This window comes from Pectobacterium sp. PL64 (genome assembly GCF_022477975.1).
Classification (GTDB): Bacteria; Pseudomonadota; Gammaproteobacteria; order Enterobacterales; family Enterobacteriaceae; genus Pectobacterium; species Pectobacterium jejuense.
In genome coordinates this window covers 4,437,497-4,461,003 of record NZ_CP092070.1, presented here as the reverse complement: position 1 = coordinate 4,461,003, position 23,507 = coordinate 4,437,497, and the positions used below count along the sequence as shown (strand labels likewise).

Here is a 23,507-nt window from a genome sequence, read left to right as displayed (position 1 = left end):
ATCGTTTATTTTTGAATCTGGTTGCTCGACTGAAAGAGGTGTCTCAGAAAAACCCTACTTTCAGAAAGACAATAGTAATAATAAACGGCAGATCACAGTTTTTTATTAGAATACTTTTACGGATTATTCACCCTAACGGGGTAAGTAAGCAATAAACCACCTTTTACAGGATGTTTCGTATACACCCGTCATACTTCAAGCTGCAGGTGTGTTGGCTGCGTTCACTCACCCGAATCACTTACTTGAGTAAGCTCATCGGGATGAAATGAGAGACATCCTGTCTCTCACCGAAGGCCAGCCGCTGGCTGGTCAAATTCGTTCCCGACGAATTTGTCCCTCGCTTGCCGCCTTCCTGCAACCCGAATTATTTAGGGGGAGAAGGTGGGCCGCACAATAAAAATGGGTTTTTACCCTGATTTGTGCATACTGTGCGCTCTTGGACGAGTTGCTGTGGATGACGCGCTTCGCGGACTGATTAACAACAGAAGATAGATATGAGCTCAGAACATAAACGTTCGCTTCCGGCTGTCACGCTGGCGGCCATCGGGGTGGTTTATGGAGATATAGGAACCAGCCCTCTTTATACGTTAAGGGAATGTTTATCAGGGCAGTTTGGTTTTGGGGTCGAGCCTGACTCGGTCTTTGGCTTTCTTTCACTGATCTTTTGGCTGTTGGTCCTCGTTGTTTCGCTGAAATATCTGACCTATGTGATGCGTGCCGATAACGCAGGCGAAGGTGGGATTCTCACATTAATGTCACTAGCCGGGCGCAATACCTCCGATCGCATGACGTCCGTGCTGGTCATCATGGGGTTGATTGGCGGCAGCTTCTTCTATGGGGAAGTGGTCATCACGCCAGCCATCTCGGTGATGTCGGCGATGGAAGGGCTGGAAATCGCTGCGCCGTCGATGGACAGCTATATCGTTCCGCTCTCGATTGTCGTTCTGACATTACTGTTTATCATTCAAAAACACGGTACGGGTAGCGTCGGCAAGCTGTTTGCGCCCGTGATGCTGATCTGGTTTTTGACGCTTGGCGTACTGGGCGCGCGCAGCATCATTGCTAACCCCGAAGTCTTGCAGGCGTTGAACCCGATGTATGCCGTGCGCTTCTTTATCGAATATAAAGCGGTGTCGTTCTTCGCACTGGGGGCGGTGGTGCTGGCGATTACCGGGGTCGAGGCGCTGTATGCCGATATGGGCCACTTCGGTAAATTCCCGATTCGTCTGGCTTGGTTTACGGTGGTGCTGCCGTCACTGGTATTAAATTACTTCGGCCAGGGTGCGCTGCTGTTGAAGAACCCGGAGGCGATCAAGAACCCCTTCTTCCTGCTGGCGCCAGATTGGGCGCTGATTCCACTGATGATATTGGCTACGCTGGCGACAATCATTGCCTCACAGGCAGTGATTTCCGGCGTTTTCTCCCTGACGCGTCAGGCGGTACGACTGGGCTACTTGCCGCCGATGCGTATCGTACACACGTCAGATATGGAATCCGGCCAGATTTATATCCCCGCCATTAACTGGATGCTCTATATCGCCGTTGTCATCGTGATTGTCAGCTTTGAGCATTCAAGCAATCTGGCGGCGGCTTACGGGATTGCGGTAACAGGCACGATGGTGATTACCAGCATTCTGTTCTGTACGGTGGCGGTGAAGAATTGGCTCTGGAATCGCTATCTGGCGTGGGTTTTACTGGCCGGCCTGCTGATTATTGACGTGCCGATGTTTTTGGCAAACGTGGTCAAGATCCTCTCCGGCGGCTGGCTGCCGCTGGCGCTGGGTATGGTGATGTTTATCATTATGACGACGTGGAAAAGCGAGCGCTTCAGGCTGCTGCGCCGGTTGCATGAGCATGGTAACTCGCTGGATGCCATGATTGCCTCGCTGGAGAAAACGCCGCCGACGCGCGTGCCTGGGACCGCCGTGTATTTCTCTCGTGCGACTCGCGTGATTCCGTTCGCGCTGCTGCATAACCTTAAGCACAATAAGATCCTGCATGAGCGCGTGGTGCTGTTGACCATGCGAACGGAGGATGCGCCCTATGTACTGAATGCTCGACGCGTGACGGTAGAACAGCTTTCGCCGACGTTCTGGCGCGTGATTGCCAACTATGGCTGGCGTGAGACGCCGGATGTGGAAGAGGTCTTTCAGCGCTGCTGGCAGGATGGGTTAACCTGCCAAATGATGGAAACGTCTTTCTTTATGTCCAATGAATCGCTGATTATCGGTGAGCGCCCGTGGTATCTACGCTTGCGCGGTAAGCTATTCATGATGCTCAGCCGCAATGCGCTGCGAGCGGCGGATCAGTTTGAAATACCACCGAACAGGCTGATTGAGCTAGGGATACAGGTCGAGATTTAAGTGAACCCACTATTAGGGCGTTATGTTGGGATAAGATCGAGATACACGGTCGACCACGGGGCGAGGCGTCCCTGCGGGAACCTCATCCCCCGTGTTTCCCTAATAACCAACAACGAGTCGCTGTTGGTTGGGGGCATGTTACTGTCAGCGTGTTAACGGTAGATAGAATGACCTTTACCAATTTATGGCGACAATCAGCCCGCCTTGGGGCTGGTTGGTAAACGTGACCCGCATGTGGTGCAGTTTGGCGATGTTATTGACGATGGAAATCCCCAGACCGCTGCCGGATTTCTCCTGCCCCGGCGGGCGATAAAAGCGTTCACCAATTCTTGCCAGCGCCTCCTCGCTAATGCCCGGTCCGTTATCGGCAACCTGAAAACCGCGCGCTGTCAGCGTCAGGCTTACCGTCCCCCCTTCATGGCTGTAACGAATAGCATTATCCAGCAGGTTGCGTACCAGCAGAGTCAGCAGCAGCGGGTGGCCCTGCCGGATGACCTGAGTATCTGGTAGATCCAGCGTCAGTTCGATACCTGCGGTTTGCGCTGTGTGGTAATGCGCGATCACCGCCTGTTGCAGTAGTTCATTGAACTGGACGGGCTGCATCCCTTCGGGGGACGATTCGGCATCCAACCGCGATAACGTCAGGAGCTGATCCACCAGCCGTGTAGCCCGTTCGATACCTTTGTCCAGATTGATCAGCGCATGGTGTCGCATGGCTTCATCGTCATGCGCCAGCTGTGCGACTTCGGTTTGGACTTTCAACGCTGCCAGGGGGCTACGTAATTCGTGAGCCGCATCGGAGGTAAAACGGCGTTCACGCACCAGCATCTCGCTGATGCGGAAAAACAGGTGGTTTAACGCGTCGACCAACGGGCGAACTTCTTGCGGGATGTGCTGTGTCGCCAGCGGTGTACTTTCATCGGGTGAACGCCGCTGAAGCTCGGCGGTGATGCGTTTTAGCGGCGAGAGCTCACGCGTGACCAGCCAGAACAGCAGCGCCAACATGATCGGCAGGGCGAACAGCCAGGGCATCAGGTTGGTTTTGACAATATCCAGCGTCATGTCCTGACGATATTCCCACTCCTGCCCGACAGCAATCACATAGCGATTATCTGCCGTTGTTAGCCAGACGATGCGCCAGGCGTCGTTGTCATCGCGTAGTTTGCCGTCGGTGAAGCCGTTGCGCGTGTAGTCAAAAATGAAATCCTTGCCGTTCTCGCCATCATTCAGCACCATTTTCCCGTCGCGGGTAAAAATGGCGAAGGCCAGCGCATCCTCTTCCTGCTTGCCTCGGTCCTTATGTACCAGACTTTTGGTTTTGGGCAGAGAAACTGACTGGATTCGCAACTCATCAGGGTTCATGGTGGCCAGGTGTTTGGCAAACAGCATTTGCTGGGTATCAAATAACTCATTGATATTATGGCGTGTTTGATACCACGAAAGCAGACTGGCTACGCCCCAGCAGATCAATGTCAGCAGAGTAAAACCCGCAATCAGGCGTAAGCGCAGGCTGAGTCGGTTCATGGCGCCTCTCCCAGAATATAGCCAACGCCATGCACGGTTCGGATAAACCCGCTGCCCAGCTTTTTACGCAGGTGGTGGATATGCACTTCTACCGCATTGCTGGAGACATCATCGTCCCATCCGTAGAGCTTTTCTTCCAACTGAGTACGCGTGAGTACACGGTTCTGATTGAGCAAGAACAGTTCCAGTAACGCCAGTTCGCGAGATTTTAGTATCAGCGGTTCGTTGTTAAGCGTCACGCTCCGCGATCCCGGTTCAAGGGAAACCGCGCCGTGCGTTAATGTCGGTTGAAGTTGACCATGACGACGGCGAATCAGCGCCTGCAGGCGAGCAGCCACTTCTGTCAGCGCAAAGGGCTTACATAAATAATCATCGGCACCTCGCTGTAACCCTTCCACACGTTGTTCCAGCGCATCGCGGGCGGTCAGAATCAGTACAGGTTCGTCATGCCCAGCCTGACGCCACTGGCGCAGAATATCCATCCCGTCCATGCCTGGCAGGCTGAGGTCGAGCACCACCGCATCATAGGGTGCCGCCTTCAATGCAGCGGCCCCTGCTTTACCTTCCGTAAACCAGTCGATATTAAAGCCCAGTTTGTTCAACCCAGCTTTCAGGCCGTCGCCAATCAGGCGATCGTCTTCGATTAACAATATTCTCATGGCTGTCTCGCAGGGAATGCTACTGTTGTACTTATGCCTTTTCCGGTTTTATACGAAATAGAGAGGCGGTGTGTACAGGTCAAATCACTGAAACTGGGCAATATCCGGCAATATAAAAAAACAACAATGCGAAAGTTGGTTCCTTAAGATTCTGTTAAGAACGGTTTGCTTTAATCCTTATCGAAGACCGATTACTCCCGCAGGTTGACTGCGAAACGACAGGCAAATAAGGAAGGTAAATATGAAAAAAGCAGCTGCGTTACTCGCCATTACCGCTCTGGTTTCTGCACCAGCATTTGCTGCACAAAGTGGCGGTGGTTTTGTCAATCCAGAAACACCAGCCGTTGGTACCCATCAAGGGGGATTCGTCGATTCGCAGAGTTCCCTCACCACGGTAGATAAAGCTAAAGATTTGCGTGATGACAGTTGGGTGACGCTGAGAGGGAACATTGAAAAACGACTCGGCGATGAAAACTACCTGTTCCGCGATTCAACGGGCACGATGGAAGTCGAGATCGATCACAAGCGTTGGAATGGCCAGATGATTTCACCCACCGATAAAGTGGAAATCTCAGGCGAGTTGGATAAAGAATTCAACGCTGTCGGGGTGGATGTGAAGCAGATTCGTAAACTCTAACGCATTATCCTCTGTTCCCTATTGGCGGGCTGTTGCCCGCCATTTCTCTATTTATCAATCTCCTATACCCGTCATTCTTCACGTTGCATGTGCGTTGGCTTCATTCAAATACTCGGCCCGTCGTGGGCCTCGCCCTGAAGGGCCGCTGCAAGCAGCGTTCAAATCTGCTCCCGGCAGATTTGTCACCCGAATCACTTACTTGAGCAAGCTCATCGGGATGAAATGAGAGACATCCTGTCTCTCACCGAACGCCAGCCGCTGGCTGGTCAAATTCGTTCCCGACGAATTTGTCCCTCACTCGCCGCCTGCCTGAAACTCGAATTATTTAGGGTCTATAATGACCTATCGTTTCCTTTCTTTTTTTGTTAGCGAAACGTTTCGATGGTGATCACATTTTTTTTATCTCTTCATTGCCTTTCTTGCTTCTTTTTCTAGAATGTTATTAGCGAAACGTTTCGCTGGTGGGGTGATAAGATGAAAAAAGCAGCATTATTGAATTCAGATATTTCTTCCGTGATTTCTCGACTGGGACATACCGATAGCCTTGTGATTGGTGATGCCGGTTTACCGATTCCTGAAACGACGACTCGTATCGATCTGGCGTTGACGCATAATGTGCCGACGTTCTTGCAGGTGGTTAGCGTTGTCACCAGCGAAATGCAGGTCGAGGCCGCTATTCTGGCGGAAGAGATTATTGAAAAGAACCCCGCCGTCCATGACGCATTACTCGATCAATTGAAGCAACTTGAACAACACCAGGGAAACTCAATTGCATTGCACTATGTCAGCCATGAAGAATTTAAAACCCAAAGCGGCAAAAGCCGGGCCATCATTCGCAGCGGAGAGTGCTCTCCGTATGCCAATGTCATCCTTTGTGCTGGCGTAACGTTCTGAGGCATCAATGCAACCTTTACTGCAACTGCAAGGCATCACGAAATCTTTTCCCGGCGTTAAAGCGCTTTCCGGTGCGGCACTCAATGTCTATCCGGGAAAAGTGATGGCGCTGGTGGGCGAGAACGGTGCGGGCAAGTCCACCATGATGAAAGTCCTGACCGGAATCTATCGTAAAGATGCCGGCAGCATCCATTTTCTGGGACAAGAGGTGGATTTCAGCGGGCCGAAAGCATCCCAGGAAGCAGGTATCGGTATTATCCATCAGGAACTTAACCTGATACCCCAACTCACGATTGCCGAGAATATCTTTCTTGGTCGTGAATTTACCAACCGCTTCGGTCGTATCGACTGGAACAAGATGTATGCGGAAGCCGATAAGCTGCTGAAGCGCCTTAATCTGCGCTATGACAGCCGCCGTATGGTCGGGGATTTATCGATTGGCGATCAGCAAATGGTAGAAATTGCCAAGGTGCTGAGCTTTGAATCGAAAGTCATCATCATGGATGAACCGACCGATGCCCTGACAGATACTGAAACCGCTTCGTTATTCAGCGTGATCAAAGAGCTGCAATCTCAGGGATGCGGCATTGTCTATATTTCCCACCGTCTGAAAGAAATCTTTGAAATCTGCGATGACATTACCGTGTTCCGCGATGGTCAGTTTATCGGCGAGCGTCCGGTCAGTGACTTAGAAGAAGATACGCTGATTGAAATGATGGTCGGTCGTAAGTTGGAAGATCAGTACCCGCGTTCGAATAAAGTGCCGGGAGAGGTTCGCCTTAAGGTGCAGAATCTGTCTGGGCCGGGTGTCGACAGCGTCAGCTTTACGGTGCGGAAAGGCGAAATTCTGGGCGTCGCAGGGCTGATGGGCGCGGGCCGTACCGAACTGATGAAGATTCTCTACGGCGCACTGCCGCGAACTGGCGGTAATGTGACGCTGGATGGCCGTGACGTAGTGACCCGTAAACCGCAGGATGGCCTGGCGAACGGCATCGTTTACATATCAGAAGATCGCAAACGCGATGGTCTGGTGCTGGGCATGTCGGTAAAAGAAAACATGTCCTTAACCGCGCTGCGCTATTTCAGCCATGCGGGCGGTCGTCTGAAACACGCCGAAGAGCAACTGACGGTTGCCGACTTTATCCGCCTGTTCAACGTGAAAACGCCTTCTATGGAGCAGCCTATCGGCCTGCTTTCCGGCGGTAATCAGCAGAAAGTGGCGATTGCCCGTGGCCTGATGACGCGCCCAAATGTCCTGATCCTCGATGAACCGACGCGTGGCGTCGATGTCGGGGCGAAGAAAGAGATTTATCAGTTAATCAATCAATTCAAAGAAGAAGGGCTGAGCATCATATTGGTGTCATCCGAAATGCCCGAAGTCTTGGGAATGAGCGATCGCATCATTGTGATGCATGAAGGGCGCTTGAGCGGTGATTTCCCTATTGAGCAAGCAACCCAGGAAGCACTGATGGCCGCGGCCGTTGGTAAGCAATACGGCGCAAAGCAGGAGTAAGTCAGACATGAGTTCTCAATCTATCGCGGCAAAACGCTGGTTCAGCAAAGAGTGGTTACTGGAGCAGAAATCGCTGATCGCGCTCCTGATCCTGATTGCGGTTGTTTCCGCTATGAGCCCTAACTTTTTTACCCTGAACAACCTGTTCAATATTCTTCAGCAGACGTCGGTGAATGCCATCATGGCCGTCGGCATGACGCTGGTGATTCTGACCTCGGGTATCGATTTGTCAGTGGGTTCACTGCTGGCATTGACCGGTGCCGTAGCGGCTTCCATCGTCGGGCTTGAAGTCAATGCGCTGGTGGCGGTGTTTGGCGCACTGGCACTGGGGGCGCTGATTGGTGCAGGTACGGGGGTCATTGTATCCAAAGGCAAAGTGCAGGCGTTTATTGCCACGTTGGTCATGATGCTGTTACTTCGTGGTGTGACGATGGTCTATACCAACGGCAGCCCGGTTAATACTGGCTTTTCCGACGTGGCAGATGCGTTTGGCTGGTTTGGTATCGGTCGTCCGCTGGGGATTCCGACGCCAATCTGGATCATGGCTATCGTGTTCGCGGCAGCCTGGTACATGTTGCACCATACGCGTCTGGGGCGCTATATCTATGCGCTGGGCGGCAACGAGTCTGCCACCCGTTTGTCCGGTATCAGCGTTGATAGAGTCAAGATTATTGTCTATTCCCTGTGTGGGCTGTTGTCTGCCCTGGCGGGAATTATTGAAGTCGCACGTTTGTCCTCTGCACAGCCGACGGCGGGTACAGGGTATGAGCTGGATGCTATCGCGGCTGTAGTATTGGGCGGCACCAGTCTGGCTGGAGGAAAAGGGCGTATCGTTGGTACGTTGATCGGCGCTCTTATCCTTGGTTTCCTCAACAACGGACTGAATTTATTAGGTGTTTCTTCTTACTACCAAATGATCGTTAAAGCAGTCGTCATTTTGCTGGCGGTTCTGGTAGATAACAAAAGCAGTAAATAACCTTCATTCACACAGGAATTGAGTTATGAATATGAAAAAGCTGGCTACTCTGGTTTCCGCTGTTGCGCTGAGCGCGACTGTCAGTGCTAATGCCTTGGCCAAAGATACGGTTGCTCTGGTGGTTTCTACGCTGAATAACCCGTTCTTTGTTTCAATGAAAGAGGGTGCGCAGAAAGAAGCTGACAAACTGGGTTACGAGCTGATTGTGCTGGATTCCCAGAATAACCCAGCAAAAGAACTGGCTAACGTTCAGGATTTGACGGTGCGTGGAACCAAAGTTCTGCTGATCAACCCGACTGATTCTGATGCGGTAGGTAATGCGATCAAAATGGCTAACCAGGCCAAAATCCCTGTTATTACGCTGGACCGCGTTGCGAGCAGTGGTGAAGTGGTGAGCCATGTGGCTTCTGATAACGCCTTCGGCGGTAAAGTTGCCGGTGACTTCATTGCCAAGAAATTGGGTGAAGGTGCCAAAGTGATTCAGTTGGAAGGCATCGCTGGAACGTCTGCCGCGCGCGAGCGTGGGGCGGGCTTCATGAAATCTGCTGAGAAAAATAAATTCGTTATGCTGGCCAGCCAGCCAGCTGACTTCGACCGTACTAAAGGGCTGAACGTGATGCAGAACCTGCTGACCGCGCACCCTGACGTTCAGGCCGTATTTGCTCAGAACGATGAAATGGCGTTGGGTGCACTGCGTGCGCTGCAAACCGCAGGCAAAACAGATGTGCTGGTTGTCGGCTTTGACGGCACTCAGGATGGCGTGAAGGCCGTTGAGTCAGGCAAGCTGGCTGCGACTGTTGCTCAGCGTCCTGATCAGATCGGTGTGATCGGTATCGAAACGGCTGCGAAAGTGCTGAAAGGCGAAAAAACGCAGGCCATCATTCCGGTTGACCTGAAGCTGGTCGCAAAATAATTAAAGAATAAAGCAGGGCTCGCGCCACCCGTTTGTGGTGGCGCATTATTAACGTAGCGGGATTCGACATAATGAAAACGGGTAAGCTGGTGGTGCTGGGCAGTATTAATGCTGACCATATTCTCAATCTTGAGCAATTTCCCCGTCCAGGCGAAACGGTGATCGGTGAGCAATATAGCGTTGCTTTCGGTGGGAAAGGTGCCAATCAGGCCGTTGCCGCGGGTCGAAGCGGTGCAGACATCGCCTTTATTGCCTGCGTTGGGGAAGATGATATCGGTACCCGTATTTGCCAGCAGCTATCCAAGGACAATATTGATGTTTCCGCCGTTGAGGCTATCTCCGGGGAAACAACTGGCGTTGCGCTGATTTTTGTTAACGCCGACGCTGAGAACATGATCGCGATTAACGCCGGCGCGAATGCTGCTGTGACGCCTGATTACCTTCATCGTCATCAGCAACACATTATTGATGCATCAGCATTGCTTATGCAGCTTGAGTCGCCGTTGGAAACGGTCATTGCGGCCGCTAAACTGGCGCATGAACACCAAACGAAAGTGATTCTTAACCCCGCCCCTGCCCGTGAACTGCCCGATGAACTGTTATCGCTGGTCAATATGATCACGCCGAATGAAACCGAAGCACAGTTCCTGACAGGAATTACTGTCGAGACGGAAGACGATGCGGCTCGCGCAGCACAGGTTCTGCATGATAAAGGCATCGAAACGGTTCTCATCACATTGGGTAGCCGTGGCGTATGGTTAAGTGAAAACGGTCAGGGGCAGCGAATTCCGGGCTATCGTGTAAAAGCCGTGGATACTATCGCCGCCGGAGACACGTTTAATGGCGCGTTAGTGACTGCATTGCTGGAAAATAAACCCATGTCCTCCGCAGTAAAATTTGCCCATGCGGCAGCTGCGATAGCCGTTACTCGCCGAGGCGCTCAGCCCTCTGTCCCGTGGCGTGAAGAGATCGACGCATTTTTGCAAACCCAGGGGTGATCTTTGGCCACCATGAAAGATGTCGCCCGTCTTGCGGGCGTTTCTACTTCTACCGTATCTCACGTCATTAATAACAATCGCTTTGTCAGCGATACCATTCGCGAAAAAGTGATGAAGGCCGTTGAGGATCTCAACTATGCGCCGTCTGCGCTGGCCAGAAGTTTGAAAATAAACCAGACCCGCACCATCGGCATGTTGCTCACTGCCAGTAATAACCCGTTTTATGCCGAAGTGGTTCGTGGCGTAGAGCGCTGTTGTTATGAGCGAGGCTATAGCCTGATTCTGTGCAACACCGAAGGCGATCGCGACAGAATGAGCCATAGTCTCGAAACGCTGCTGCAAAAGCGGGTCGACGGCGTACTGCTGATGTGCACCGAAAGCCATCGCCCTTTGCCTGAAATGATGAGCCGCTATCCTTCTATACCTATGGTCATGATGGATTGGGCACCTTTTGAAGGCGTCATGGACGTTATTAAAGATAACTCTCTGCTCGGTGGGGAGCTCGCGACCAATTACCTCATTTCTCGTGGCTATAAAAAGATAGCCTGCATTGCGGGTCCGAAAGATAAGACGACCGCCTATAACCGATTAGAAGGTTATCGACAGGCGATGCAGCTCGCTGGGTTATTCATTCCCGCTGATTATGAAATTTTCGGTGATTTTGAATTTGAAGCGGGTTATCGCGCTATGCAGCAGTTGTTAGCGCTGGAAGATAAACCTGAAGCGGTATTCACCAGTAACGATGCGATGGCCGTTGGCGTGTACCATGCGCTTTATCAGGCTGGACTTTCTATTCCGCAAGACATGGCAGTTATTGGTTACGATGATATTGAGCTGGCCCGCTATATGTCTCCACCTCTAACTACCGTTCACCAACCGAAGGATGAACTCGGCGAATTAGCGGTGGATACACTTTTGTATCGTCTGGAACATCCTAATACCGCGCCAAATGCGTTGGTGCTGACGCCGGAATTTGGTAGCACTTGTCAGTGGCCGAGAAGTCCCTATAATGCGCATCCACTGACACGGCAACAGCGACACGCGGTTGGGGTGACAGGAAAAAAGATTCAACGAAGGCGGTCAGTAATGACTTGACTTCACAGCGGAAAAGCATAGTATATGCAGCCCGCGCCACCGATGAAGTGGCACTGCTCTTTAACAATTTAATCAGACAATCTGTGTGGGCACTCACAAGACCGTATCTTAACGATATAAAAAGTCTTGAAGAGTGAACAACAGTAAATTCATTACGAATAAACAGTTACTAATTCTTTGAGCATCGCTGACGAGTTCAGCAAATCAAACAAATCTTAAATTGAAGAGTTTGATCATGGCTCAGATTGAACGCTGGCGGCAGGCCTAACACATGCAAGTCGAGCGGTAGCACAGGAGAGCTTGCTCTCTGGGTGACGAGCGGCGGACGGGTGAGTAATGTCTGGGAAACTGCCTGATGGAGGGGGATAACTACTGGAAACGGTAGCTAATACCGCATAACCTCGCAAGAGCAAAGAGGGGGACCTTCGGGCCTCTCGCCATCAGATGTGCCCAGATGGGATTAGCTAGTAGGTGAGGTAATGGCTCACCTAGGCGACGATCCCTAGCTGGTCTGAGAGGATGACCAGCCACACTGGAACTGAGACACGGTCCAGACTCCTACGGGAGGCAGCAGTGGGGAATATTGCACAATGGGCGCAAGCCTGATGCAGCCATGCCGCGTGTGTGAAGAAGGCCTTCGGGTTGTAAAGCACTTTCAGCGGGGAGGAAGGCGGTAAGGTTAATAACCTTGTCGATTGACGTTACCCGCAGAAGAAGCACCGGCTAACTCCGTGCCAGCAGCCGCGGTAATACGGAGGGTGCAAGCGTTAATCGGAATGACTGGGCGTAAAGCGCACGCAGGCGGTCTGTTAAGTTGGATGTGAAATCCCCGGGCTTAACCTGGGAACTGCATTCAAAACTGACAGGCTAGAGTCTTGTAGAGGGGGGTAGAATTCCAGGTGTAGCGGTGAAATGCGTAGAGATCTGGAGGAATACCGGTGGCGAAGGCGGCCCCCTGGACAAAGACTGACGCTCAGGTGCGAAAGCGTGGGGAGCAAACAGGATTAGATACCCTGGTAGTCCACGCTGTAAACGATGTCGATTTGGAGGTTGTGCCCTTGAGGCGTGGCTTCCGGAGCTAACGCGTTAAATCGACCGCCTGGGGAGTACGGCCGCAAGGTTAAAACTCAAATGAATTGACGGGGGCCCGCACAAGCGGTGGAGCATGTGGTTTAATTCGATGCAACGCGAAGAACCTTACCTACTCTTGACATCCAGAGAATTTGCTAGAGATAGCTTAGTGCCTTCGGGAACTCTGAGACAGGTGCTGCATGGCTGTCGTCAGCTCGTGTTGTGAAATGTTGGGTTAAAGTCCCGCAACGAGCGCAACCCTTATCCTTTGTTGCCAGCGATTCGGTCGGGAACTCAAAGGAGACTGCCGGTGATAAACCGGAGGAAGGTGGGGATGACGTCAAGTCATCATGGCCCTTACGAGTAGGGCTACACACGTGCTACAATGGCGTATACAAAGAGAAGCGACCTCGCGAGAGCAAGCGGACCTCATAAAGTACGTCGTAGTCCGGATTGGAGTCTGCAACTCGACTCCATGAAGTCGGAATCGCTAGTAATCGTAGATCAGAATGCTACGGTGAATACGTTCCCGGGCCTTGTACACACCGCCCGTCACACCATGGGAGTGGGTTGCAAAAGAAGTAGGTAGCTTAACCTTCGGGAGGGCGCTTACCACTTTGTGATTCATGACTGGGGTGAAGTCGTAACAAGGTAACCGTAGGGGAACCTGCGGTTGGATCACCTCCTTACCAAAAAGATGTGTGTTGCGTGAAGTGCTCACACAGATTGTCTGATGAAAATACTGAGCAAGCGCACCTGTTGATGTCATGAGTGTAGACTCATGCTGACGCGAGCGTGCCGGGTTTATGACCTGGTGCGGATTTTTCGTGTCCCCATCGTCTAGAGGCCTAGGACACTGCCCTTTCACGGCTGTAACAGGGGTTCGAATCCCCTTGGGGACGCCAATCCGATAATGAGTGAAAGACATTATCACGAATATCTTAAAGATGATTCTTCGGAGTCATGTTTACGATATTGCTCTTTAACAATCTGGAACAAGCTGAAAATTGAAACATGACAGCTGAACATGCATTGATGCCTGCGGGTATGAATGGCGTGTCAGTATGTTAATGAGTCTCTCAAATAATCGCAGCGCGAACAGTGACTTTGAGTTATCAAAGACACCTTCGGGTTGTGAGGTTAAGCGACTAAGCGTACACGGTGGATGCCTAGGCAGTCAGAGGCGATGAAGGGCGTGCTAATCTGCGATAAGCGTCGGTAAGCTGATATGAAGCGTTATACCCGACGATACCCGAATGGGGAAACCCAGTGTGTTTCGACACACTATCATGACATGAATACATAGTGTCATGAGGCGAACCGGGGGAACTGAAACATCTCAGTACCCCGAGGAAAAGAAATCAACCGAGATTCCCTAGTAGCGGCGAGCGAACGGGGAGGAGCCCAGAACCTGAATCAGTTTGTGTGTTAGTGGAAGCGTCTGGAAAGTCGCACAGTAAAGGGTGATAGTCCCGTACACAAAAATGCACAAGCTGTGAGTTCGATGAGTAGGGCGGGACACGTGACATCCTGTCTGAATATGGGGGGACCATCCTCCAAGGCTAAATACTCCTGACTGACCGATAGTGAACCAGTACCGTGAGGGAAAGGCGAAAAGAACCCCGGCGAGGGGAGTGAAATAGAACCTGAAACCGTGTACGTACAAGCAGTGGGAGCCTACTTGTTAGGTGACTGCGTACCTTTTGTATAATGGGTCAGCGACTTATATTCTGTAGCAAGGTTAACCGTATAGGGGAGCCGCAGGGAAACCGAGTCTTAACTGGGCGTTAAGTTGCAGGGTATAGACCCGAAACCCGGTGATCTAGCCATGGGCAGGTTGAAGGTTGGGTAACACTAACTGGAGGACCGAACCGACTAATGTTGAAAAATTAGCGGATGAGCTGTGGCTGGGGGTGAAAGGCCAATCAAACCGGGAGATAGCTGGTTCTCCCCGAAAGCTATTTAGGTAGCGCCTCGTGAACTCATCTTCGGGGGTAGAGCACTGTTTCGGCTAGGGGGTCATCCCGACTTACCAACCCGATGCAAACTACGAATACCGAAGAATGTTATCACGGGAGACACACGGCGGGTGCTAACGTTCGTCGTGAAGAGGGAAACAACCCAGACCGCCAGCTAAGGTCCCAAAGTCATGGTTAAGTGGGAAACGATGTGGGAAGGCATAGACAGCCAGGATGTTGGCTTAGAAGCAGCCATCATTTAAAGAAAGCGTAATAGCTCACTGGTCGAGTCGGCCTGCGCGGAAGATGTAACGGGGCTAAACCATGCACCGAAGCTGCGGCAGCGACACTTAGGTGTTGTTGGGTAGGGGAGCGTTCTGTAAGCCGTCGAAGGTGGCCTGTGAGGGCTGCTGGAGGTATCAGAAGTGCGAATGCTGACATAAGTAACGATAATGCGGGTGAAAAACCCGCACGCCGGAAGACCAAGGGTTCCTGTCCAACGTTAATCGGGGCAGGGTGAGTCGACCCCTAAGGCGAGGCTGAAAAGCGTAGTCGATGGGAAACAGGTTAATATTCCTGTACTCGGTGTTACTGCGAAGGGGGGACGGAGAAAGCTAGGTTATCCGGGCGACGGTTGTCCCGGTTTAAGCGTGAAGGTGGATGACTTTGGTAAATCCGGGTCATTGTTAACACTGAGGCGTGATGACGAGTCACTACGGTGATGAAGTAACCGATGCTACGCTTCCAGGAAAAGCCTCTAAGCTCCAGGTAACATCAAATCGTACCCCAAACCGACACAGGTGGTCAGGTAGAGAATACTCAGGCGCTTGAGAGAACTCGGGTGAAGGAACTAGGCAAAATGGTGCCGTAACTTCGGGAGAAGGCACGCTGATGGTAGGTGAAGTGACTTGCTCATGGAGCTGAAATCAGTCGAAGATACCAGCTGGCTGCAACTGTTTAATAAAAACACAGCACTGTGCAAACACGAAAGTGGACGTATACGGTGTGACGCCTGCCCGGTGCCGGAAGGTTAATTGATGGGGTCAGCCGCAAGGCGAAGCTCTTGATCGAAGCCCCGGTAAACGGCGGCCGTAACTATAACGGTCCTAAGGTAGCGAAATTCCTTGTCGGGTAAGTTCCGACCTGCACGAATGGCGTAATGATGGCCAGGCTGTCTCCACCCGAGACTCAGTGAAATTGAACTCGCTGTGAAGATGCAGTGTACCCGCGGCAAGACGGAAAGACCCCGTGAACCTTTACTATAGCTTGACACTGAACCTTGAGCCTTGATGTGTAGGATAGGTGGGAGGCTTTGAAGCGTGGACGCCAGTCTGCGTGGAGCCAACCTTGAAATACCACCCTTTAATGTTTGATGTTCTAACGTGGACCCGTGATCCGGGTTGCGGACAGTGTCTGGTGGGTAGTTTGACTGGGGCGGTCTCCTCCCAAAGCGTAACGGAGGAGCACGAAGGTTAGCTAATCCTGGTCGGACATCAGGAGGTTAGTGCAAAGGCATAAGCTAGCTTGACTGCGAGAGTGACAGCTCGAGCAGGTGCGAAAGCAGGTCTTAGTGATCCGGTGGTTCTGAATGGAAGGGCCATCGCTCAACGGATAAAAGGTACTCCGGGGATAACAGGCTGATACCGCCCAAGAGTTCATATCGACGGCGGTGTTTGGCACCTCGATGTCGGCTCATCACATCCTGGGGCTGAAGTAGGTCCCAAGGGTATGGCTGTTCGCCATTTAAAGTGGTACGCGAGCTGGGTTTAGAACGTCGTGAGACAGTTCGGTCCCTATCTGCCGTGGGCGTTGGAAGATTGAGAGGGGTTGCTCCTAGTACGAGAGGACCGGAGTGAACGCACCACTGGTGTACGGGTTGTGATGCCAATTGCATTGCCCGGTAGCTAAGTGCGGAAGAGATAACCGCTGAAAGCATCTAAGCGGGAAACTTGCCTCGAGATGAGTCTTCCCTGGGCACTAGATGCCCCTGAAGGGCCGTTGAAGACGACGACGTAGATAGGCTGGGTGTGTAAGCGTAGCGATACGTTGAGCTAACCAGTACTAATGACCCGAGAGGCTTAACCTTACAACACCGAAGGTGTTTTGTGGGCGACTCATAAAAACGTGTTTTGATGTTCAGCTTGTTCAGAGATTGGTTCTGGTGGTTGTGTGATGACAAGAGAGAGAAGGTCAGCACAGTAACGGCTGGAATGAAACAGAATTTGCCTGGCGGCGATAGCGCGGTGGTCCCACCTGACCCCATGCCGAACTCAGAAGTGAAACGCCGTAGCGCCGATGGTAGTGTGGGGCTTCCCCATGTGAGAGTAGGGAACTGCCAGGCATCAAACAAGTGGAAAGCCCTCGTCGAAAGACGAGGGCTTTTTGTACTATATATTGCTATTTTTGAGCCATTGTCGGATAAAAGCAGCAACCTGTTCTGGTTGATTGATATCGAGCACAGGAAGCCGGGTGTCTATCTCTGTATCCGCTGCAATCGCAATGACGTATTCATCGATCAAATCATTTAATTTTCTACCCAACGATTGGCGAAACAAGGCTATTTTAGCGATCTTCTCGTGTTTGAATCCCTCAACCAGCACTAGATCGAGAGCTGATGCATCCATTTTCCCAGCTAGATCGTAAATATTGGGTTCTTCCTGATCAGGAGTCTGTCATCAGCGCCCACCTTTGGCTGCTGGCAACAATCGTTTGTGCTGCGCCTGCCTTACGGAGCTCGTAGCTATCTTTACCTGGTGTATCAATATCCATCTGATGATGTGTATGTTTAATGAGTCCGACTCGAACACCATGATTAGTCAGTAGCGGGATGACGTGTTTAAGTAATGTCGTTTTACCTGTACCGCTATAAGCAACAATAGCGAGTAAGGGGACACGATTAGGATTCACGGTGTTGATCCTCCCAATTGGATAAATCTTCAGGCGAATTCATATTGCGAAAGGCTTTAGGGTGCTCGCTAAATGAAACGGCGTTTGCTCCAACCTGTTCCATAAATAGCATCAGCTTACGGTTTCCAAGATGCAGATAAGCTTCCAGCGGCCCAATAAGGTTTCTATTAATTAAGAGTAATGTGGGATGTGGACGCTCTCCGTCTGTGGCATAAGCCGCATTTGCTTCCCCACGTGCTTGCCACAAGCGGTGCACCAGATCGAAGGGGAGAGCAGGGACATCGCAAGGGACAAATACGACCCATTCGGATGGGGAGGCATGCAATCCACTCAGAATACCCGCCAGCGGACCTGGAAAGCTTGCATCAAAGTCACCAATAATGCGGCAGCCACTTTGTGCATACACAGCCTGATTGCGGTTAGCGCTGATCATAACCTCATCGACCTGTGCTTTGAGCCGAGACAGAACGTGCTGGTATAGCGGCACACCGTTCAGTGCTATCAGACCTTTATCGTGCCCGCCCATGCGTGTTGCCCGTCCGCCTGCGAGAATAACGCCAGTAATCATTTTACTTTCCAAGTATCTATGCTCACTTTCTTCTGTTCTGAATGTTTTGAGGGAATAACTATGCGTTATTCTCTAAAAACTTTCGCTGAAGACCAAGTTCTTTCCTCATGTGCGCAAGGCTGTTATTTTTATCACTATATGCTCAATATCGTTCAAGCGACTTTCGGCATCTTGAAATTTATTGAGCACAAATCGTTTTTAAGGAGAAAAAAATGAAATGTCATCGCGTTAATGAACTTATTGAACTGTTGCACCCAGCCTGGCAAAAAGAACCCGATTTAAATCTGGTGCAATTTTTACAAAACCTTGCACAGGAGGCGGGGTTCGAGGGGCAGTTAAATGAACTGACTGATGATATCCTTATTTACCATCTAAAAATGCGTGATGCAGATAAAGAACAAGTCATCCCCGGTTTGAAGAAAGACTACGAAGAAGATTTTAAGACAGCGTTGCTTCGTGCCCGGGGAGTTATTAAAGACTAGTGGAAAGGAATAACACGTTCATGATGCTAACTATTGCACGCATATCGCTTACGTCGCCTCTAACCATTTGTGACCGTGATGAATAGTTCGATATTTAATTTCCAGACTCTATTCCCCGATCTGATCATGGATGCCTTGCTGGATGTTGGGCTGCGCGTTGATTCTGGTTTGACAGCATTAAACAGTTATGAGAATCGGGTGTACCAGTTTGCGGATGAAGATCGTAAACGATTCGTGGTGAAATTTTACCGCCCGGAACGGTGGAGCACTGCGCAGATTCAGGAAGAGCATATTTTTGCCCAGCAATTGGCAGAAGATGAAGTCCCTATTGTCGCCCCCATCTCGCTTAATGGGCAGACGCTGAATGTCTATGAAGGATTTCATTTTGCCGTATTCCCCAGCGTGGGCGGGCGGCAGTATGAAATGGATAATGAAGACCAGCTAGAGTGGGTCGGGCGTTTTCTTGGCCGGATTCACCAGACGGGGCAGAAATCGTTATTCACCGAGCGTCCTACGATCGGGGTAAATGAATACCTGCATGAATCTTATCGGTTGTTGGAGACATGTCCGCTAATACCGAAAATACATCGACATGATTTTTTACAAGCGACCCGTCAACTGATTGATACAGTTGAAACTTATTGGCATAACGACTGGCGACCATTGCGTCTGCATGGGGATTGTCATCCAGGCAATATTTTGTGGCGTGATGGCCCGCTATTTGTGGATTTGGATGATGCCCGTAATGGTCCGGCAATACAGGATTTATGGATGCTGTTGCACGGTGACCGTCGTGAACAACGTATTCAACTGGATATCTTGTTAGAAGCCTATAGCGAATTTGCGGAATTTCAGGAGAAAGAGCTCTCGCTGATTGAGCCTCTTCGCGCGATGCGGCAGGTTTATTATTTAGCTTGGGTTGCCCGTCGCTGGGAAGACCCCGCTTTTCCGAAAAATTTCCCCTGGATGACGGATTCTGATTTCTGGTTGAAGCAAACGGCAATATTTATTGGGCAAACTCAGCTGTTGCAGGAACCTCCTCTACAGCTAATGCCAATGTACTGAAATTAAATGGAGAGAGTTAAATTTATGAAAAAGTTATGGCTTGCGCTGATTGGCGTTGTTCTGGCATTTAGTGCTTCTGCTGCAGAGTTTTCTGACGGAAAGCAATATGTAGAATTAGATAAACCTGCAACCCAAGAGCCTCAAGTTCTTGAGTTCTTCTCATTCTATTGCCCGCACTGCTATCAATTTGAACAGGTTTACCACGTTCCAGATGCAGTAAAAAAAGCGTTGCCAGAGGGTACGAAGATGACACGTTATCACGTGGACTTCCTGGGCCCATTGGGTAAAAACCTGACGCAGGCATGGGCTGTTGCTATGGCGCTGGGCGTTGAAGATAAAATTACCCCGCTGATGTTTGATGCGGTTCAGAAAACACAGACTGTACAAAAACCGGAAGATATTCGCGAAGTCTTTGTGAAAGCCGGCGTGAGTGCGGAAGAGTTTGATGGTGCTCTGAATAGCTTTGTTGTGAAATCTCTGGTTGCCCAGCAGGAAAAAGCGGCCGCCGATTTACAATTACGCGGCGTTCCAGCCATGTTCGTTAACGGTAAATATATGATCAAGAATGATGGTCTTGATACCAGTTCAATGGATGGGTATGTAAAACAGTACGCTGACGTGGTGAAGTTCCTCATTACCAAGAAGTAATTATTTAATAAGTCATGCGGGTAAAACCGCATGACTTTATACCTTCCCGCGGTTCATCTTCTTATCTTTTATATCTCATCAGTTCGCAATATCTATTTATCTGTTTGTTTATATCCACAAATTGGATGACGGTTTATCACGCCTTAAAAATAAACAGGTTATATTATAACTTCATGAAATTAATGGATATAAAAAAATAACTTAAGATAATAGGGGAAATTAACAATTAAGCGGATAAAACTATTCACAAAGTTATCCACAGGAAGATCTTGCGAGGATCCATGCAAAATCAGCCAATATCTCACGTTAAGGATCGTCTCTTTCCCTGACCTATGGCATGCTTAGCGCTATGACAGACCACAACGATCATGGCAGGCTATGGCTCAGATTGCAGAAAATCCTTTAATACTGGTAGACGGTTCATCCTATTTGTATCGTGCTTATCACGCTTTCCCACCGTTAACAAACAGCGCGGGAGAAGCCACCGGTGCAATGTATGGCGTACTGAATATGCTACGCAGTTTGCTGTTGCAATATCAGCCCAGCCACGTTGCCGTCGTTTTTGATGCGAAAGGAAAAACGTTTCGCGATGAACTGTTCGAAAATTATAAGGCTCACCGCCCACCGATGCCGGAGGATCTACGCGAGCAAATAGAGCCTCTGCATAAGATGGTGAAAGCCATGGGGCTACCGCTTCTGGCGGTTTCCGGCGTAGAAGCGGACGATGTGATTGGTACGCTCGCCGTTCAGGCTGAAAAAGCGGGTAAGTCGGTACTGATTAGTACCGGCGATAAAGATATGGCGCAACTGGTGACGCCGAGTGTGACGCTCATTAATACCATGAATAACTCGATTCTTGGCCCACAGGAAGTGTGTGATAAGTACGGTATTCCTCCTGAGCTGATTATCGATTTCCTTGCGCTGATGGGAGATGCATCAGATAACATTCCTGGTGTACCTGGCGTGGGTGAAAAAACGGCTCAAGCGCTATTGCAAGGGCTCGGCGGGCTGGATTCGCTCTATGCCAATCTTGATAAGATTGCCGGGCTTTCCTTCCGTGGTGCGAAAACCATGGCGCCGAAGCTGGAACAGCACAAAGACGTGGCCTATCTCTCTTATCAGCTAGCCACCATTAAAACGGATGTCGAGCTGGAGCTTAGCTGCGATCAGCTCACCGTTAACGAGCTGGATGTGGATGAACTGCATCGTCTCTTTTCCCGTTATGAATTTAAACGCTGGTTATCAGATGTTGAATCAGGCATCTGGATGCAGGGTAAAAAGAGCAGCCAGCCTGTTCAGGCTGCGAGTAACGCGGTGGTTGAGCAAGTTGCTGAAGAAGATAATGCGCCTACACTTTCTGCCGACGGTTATGTCACGATTCTTGATGAAAAAACGCTGCTCGATTGGGTTGAGCGTTTAAAACAGGCTGAAGTTTTCGCTTTTGATACGGAAACCGACGGGCTGGATACACTCACCGCCAATCTGATTGGGCTGTCATTCGCAATTAAGCCGGGTGAAGCCGCTTATTTGCCGCTGGCGCATGACTATCTGGATGCGCCGGAACAGTTGGATCGCACCAAGGTGTTGGCCTTGTTCAAACCGCTGCTGGAAGATGAGAAGCTGCTTAAGATTGGTCAGAATCTCAAATTTGATAAAGGCGTGATGCAGCGGTATGACATCGATTTACGCGGCATCGCGTTTGATACCATGCTGGAATCTTATGTGCTCGACAGCGTGGCGGGCCGCCACGATATGGATAGCCTGGCCGAACGCTATCTGAGCCACAAAACCATTACCTTTGAAGAGATCGCGGGTAAGGGAAAAAATCAGCTGACGTTTAATCAGATTGCGCTGGAACAGGCTGGGCCTTATGCAGCCGAAGATGCGGACGTTACGCTGCATCTGCACCAGAAGCTCTGGGGGAAACTCCAGCCGCATGCCGATCTGTGCCAGGTTTTCCAGACTATTGATATGCCGCTGGTGCCGGTTTTATCCCGCATCGAGCGTACAGGCGTACTGATCGATCCTGCTATTCTCGCGGAGCACTCAAAAGAGCTCACAATCCGTCTGGCAGAGCTGGAAACACAAGCCTATGAGCTGGCGGGCGAAGAGTTCAATCTCTCATCGACCAAGCAGCTACAGGGTATTTTGTATGAAAAACAAAAGCTGCCGATTCTGAAGAAAACGCCAAAAGGCGCACCGTCAACCAATGAGGAAGTGCTGGCTGAACTGGCGCTGGATTACCCTCTGCCGAAGTTGATCCTGGAATATCGTGGGTTGGCCAAGCTGAAATCTACTTACACCGATAAGCTGCCGCTGATGATCAATCCGGCGACGAAGCGTGTTCATACGTCTTATCATCAGGCTGTTACCGCGACCGGGCGTTTGTCCTCCAGCGATCCGAACCTGCAAAATATCCCGGTGCGTAATGACGAAGGGCGCCGTATTCGTCAGGCATTCATTGCACCGAAGGGCTACAGCATTGTTGCGGCGGACTACTCGCAAATCGAACTGCGTATCATGGCGCACTTATCCGGTGATAAAGGGCTGTTGAACGCGTTTGCTAACGGGTTGGATATCCACCGGGCAACGGCGTCAGAAGTATTTGGCATCGCATTGGATAAGGTGACATCGGAACAGCGTCGCAGTGCGAAAGCGATCAACTTTGGTCTGATCTACGGCATGAGCGCATTTGGTCTGTCGCGCCAGTTGAATATTCCCCGTAGCGAATCGCAGAAATACATGAACCTGTATTTTGAGCGTTACCCGGGTGTGCAGGATTACATGGAGCGGACGCGCCAACAGGCCGCAGAGCATGGCTATGTGTCCACGCTTGACGGTCGCCGTCTCTATCTGCCTGATATCCATTCTCGTAATGCGATGGCGCGTAAAGGCGCAGAACGTGCGGCGATTAACGCCCCAATGCAGGGCACCGCTGCTGATCTTATTAAGAAAGCAATGATCGCGATTGACGATTGGCTACAGAAAGACACGCCGAAGGTGAAGATGATCATGCAGGTTCACGATGAATTGGTTTTCGAGATTCATGATTCGGTTATTGAAGAATCCATTAGTAAAATCAAAGCATTAATGGAAGGTTGTATGCAATTGAATGTTCCGTTACAGGTAGACATCGGTACGGGCATGAACTGGGATGAAGCACATTAATGGCCGATTCTTGCGCTATTTCTGTAATTAAATAACAGTATTGTGTGACCTGGTTTAACTTTGTGTAA

General features: G+C 50.6%; 14 protein-coding genes, 1 tRNA gene, 3 rRNA genes and 2 pseudogenes. 16 read left to right on the top strand and 4 right to left on the bottom strand.

Features of this window, described 5'->3' with window-relative positions; translation table 11 throughout:
• Positions 1 to 494: 494 nt before the first annotated feature.
• Positions 495 to 2,363 (top strand): low affinity potassium transporter Kup, encoded by a 1,869-nt coding sequence (gene kup, locus HP572_RS20050; RefSeq protein WP_075278532.1) that lies wholly within the window; start codon positions 495 to 497, stop codon positions 2,361 to 2,363.
• Between the two features lie 174 nt (positions 2,364 to 2,537).
• On the opposite strand, the gene qseC is transcribed toward kup, so the two are convergent.
• Entirely contained in the window at positions 2,538 to 3,887 is a 1,350-nt protein-coding gene (qseC, locus tag HP572_RS20045; protein ID WP_240584136.1) for a quorum sensing histidine kinase QseC, read from the bottom strand.
• On the bottom strand, positions 3,884 to 4,546 hold the full coding sequence (qseB, locus tag HP572_RS20040) for a quorum sensing response regulator transcription factor QseB (RefSeq protein ID WP_240584135.1): 663 nt from the start codon (positions 4,544 to 4,546) through the stop codon (positions 3,884 to 3,886). The genes qseC and qseB overlap by 4 nt, the downstream gene beginning before the upstream one ends.
• A 241-nt stretch (positions 4,547 to 4,787) precedes the next feature.
• Between qseB and HP572_RS20035 the strand changes: the two genes are divergently transcribed.
• From HP572_RS20035 to rrf, 11 genes and pseudogenes are all read left to right on the top strand, one after another.
• Positions 4,788 to 5,183, top strand: a complete 396-nt coding sequence (locus tag HP572_RS20035) for a YgiW/YdeI family stress tolerance OB fold protein (RefSeq protein ID WP_240584134.1) — start codon at positions 4,788 to 4,790, stop codon at positions 5,181 to 5,183.
• A 474-nt stretch (positions 5,184 to 5,657) separates the two neighbouring features.
• On the top strand, positions 5,658 to 6,077 hold the full coding sequence (gene rbsD / locus HP572_RS20030) for a D-ribose pyranase (protein WP_010300118.1): 420 nt from the start codon (positions 5,658 to 5,660) through the stop codon (positions 6,075 to 6,077).
• A gap of 7 nt (positions 6,078 to 6,084) precedes the next feature.
• Positions 6,085 to 7,590: a ribose ABC transporter ATP-binding protein RbsA gene (gene rbsA, locus HP572_RS20025; RefSeq protein WP_182813846.1), complete on the top strand. Its 1,506-nt coding sequence runs from the start codon at positions 6,085 to 6,087 to the stop codon at positions 7,588 to 7,590.
• 7 nt (positions 7,591 to 7,597) lie between these two features.
• Positions 7,598 to 8,566: a ribose ABC transporter permease gene (gene rbsC, locus HP572_RS20020; RefSeq protein WP_010300121.1), complete on the top strand. Its 969-nt coding sequence runs from the start codon at positions 7,598 to 7,600 to the stop codon at positions 8,564 to 8,566.
• A gap of 25 nt (positions 8,567 to 8,591) precedes the next feature.
• The gene (gene rbsB, locus HP572_RS20015) at positions 8,592 to 9,479 is read left to right on the top strand and encodes a ribose ABC transporter substrate-binding protein RbsB (protein WP_015842314.1); all 888 of its coding nucleotides are present in this window, start codon (positions 8,592 to 8,594) and stop codon (positions 9,477 to 9,479) included.
• 71 nt (positions 9,480 to 9,550) lie between these two features.
• Complete coding sequence (rbsK, locus tag HP572_RS20010; protein ID WP_039317415.1) at positions 9,551 to 10,477, top strand: ribokinase; 927 nt, start codon at positions 9,551 to 9,553, stop codon at positions 10,475 to 10,477.
• A 3-nt stretch (positions 10,478 to 10,480) separates the two neighbouring features.
• A pseudogene (rbsR, locus tag HP572_RS20005) lies at positions 10,481 to 11,449 on the top strand (ribose operon transcriptional repressor RbsR); the annotation flags it as partial.
• 340 nt (positions 11,450 to 11,789) lie between these two features.
• A 16S ribosomal RNA gene (locus HP572_RS20000) occupies positions 11,790 to 13,332 on the top strand.
• Between the two features lie 140 nt (positions 13,333 to 13,472).
• Positions 13,473 to 13,548 (top strand) — tRNA-Glu (locus HP572_RS19995).
• Positions 13,549 to 13,781: 233 nt separating this feature from the next.
• Positions 13,782 to 16,687: ribosomal RNA gene (locus HP572_RS19990) — 23S ribosomal RNA — on the top strand.
• Positions 16,688 to 16,826: 139 nt separating this feature from the next.
• A 5S ribosomal RNA gene (rrf, locus tag HP572_RS19985) occupies positions 16,827 to 16,942 on the top strand.
• The 16S, 23S and 5S rRNA genes sit together here with 1 tRNA gene alongside, the layout of an rRNA operon.
• 46 nt (positions 16,943 to 16,988) lie before the next feature.
• Here the strand turns inward: rrf and mobB are convergent.
• Together mobB and mobA are read right to left on the bottom strand one after the other, a co-directional pair.
• A pseudogene (mobB, locus tag HP572_RS19980) lies at positions 16,989 to 17,508 on the bottom strand (molybdopterin-guanine dinucleotide biosynthesis protein MobB).
• Positions 17,498 to 18,076 (bottom strand): molybdenum cofactor guanylyltransferase MobA, encoded by a 579-nt coding sequence (gene mobA, locus HP572_RS19975; protein ID WP_212768791.1) that lies wholly within the window; start codon positions 18,074 to 18,076, stop codon positions 17,498 to 17,500. The pseudogene mobB and the gene mobA overlap by 11 nt, the downstream one beginning before the upstream one ends.
• Before the next feature lie 212 nt (positions 18,077 to 18,288).
• Here mobA and HP572_RS19970 point away from each other — a divergent pair, with 212 nt between their 5' ends.
• The 4 genes from HP572_RS19970 (at position 18,289) to polA (ending at position 23,439) form a co-directional block, all read left to right on the top strand.
• Complete coding sequence (locus tag HP572_RS19970) at positions 18,289 to 18,558, top strand: YihD family protein (RefSeq protein ID WP_005968263.1); 270 nt, start codon at positions 18,289 to 18,291, stop codon at positions 18,556 to 18,558.
• Positions 18,559 to 18,636: 78 nt separating this feature from the next.
• Positions 18,637 to 19,623, top strand: coding sequence for a serine/threonine protein kinase (locus HP572_RS19965; protein WP_240584132.1), 987 nt, complete (start codon positions 18,637 to 18,639; stop codon positions 19,621 to 19,623).
• A 24-nt stretch (positions 19,624 to 19,647) separates the two neighbouring features.
• Entirely contained in the window at positions 19,648 to 20,271 is a 624-nt protein-coding gene (gene dsbA, locus HP572_RS19960) for a thiol:disulfide interchange protein DsbA (RefSeq protein WP_010281626.1), read from the top strand.
• Positions 20,272 to 20,649: 378 nt separating this feature from the next.
• Positions 20,650 to 23,439 carry a DNA polymerase I gene (gene polA / locus HP572_RS19955; protein ID WP_240584131.1) on the top strand — a complete coding sequence of 930 codons (2,790 nt, stop codon included), beginning with the start codon at positions 20,650 to 20,652 and terminating at the stop codon, positions 23,437 to 23,439.
• Positions 23,440 to 23,507: the final 68 nt, after the last annotated feature.